General features: G+C 49.5%; 1 protein-coding gene. It reads right to left on the bottom strand.

The features are described from left to right. Positions 1-534, bottom strand: a 534-nt coding sequence (locus PsWM33_RS28575) for a baseplate megatron protein TIM-barrel domain-containing protein (protein WP_275078579.1), incomplete at its 3' end; no start/stop codon positions are given. Positions 535-564 lie beyond the last annotated feature (30 nt).

The raw sequence follows: 564 nt of genomic DNA on the forward strand, positions 1-564 counted from the left end.
ATGCTCGCCATGTGCCTGATCTGCAATCAACGTGCGGTTCTGGTTTATCCGGTCATTCTGCGAGGCATAGTAGAAGTCGTAATACTCCCGGCCCTCGATGCCTGCTTTCAGATAGTCCAGATCATGGATCGATTGCGCACCTTGCCCGTGGTCCTCATGGTTTTCATGATCGCGCCAATCAGTCAGCGGCAGATAATTATCTATGCCAATAAAGTCGATATCGTCATGAGCCCAAAGATAATCGAGATGAAAGAACACATCGCCGCTGCCATCATTAGGCCGGTGGCTGTGAAACTCGGACCAGTCAGCAGCATAACCTATCTTTACATCCGGCCCCATGATCTTGCGCGCTTCCTCGGCGATATATGCCATGAAGTATGCAACCGGAAAGTCATCAAACCCCCATGTTAGAGCTGAAATGCCCGGCATTTCCGTTCCAACAACAAAAGCATCCACACCGCCCGCTGCCTTTGCTAACATCGCAAGGTGCAAGGCAAAATGGGTATAACTCCATCGATATTCGCCAGTGTAGATAACTTGATCACCATCCCAACTAACATCAAA

It is taken from the genome of Pseudovibrio sp. WM33 (assembly GCF_001623165.1).
Lineage (GTDB): Bacteria > Pseudomonadota > Alphaproteobacteria > Rhizobiales > Stappiaceae > Pseudovibrio.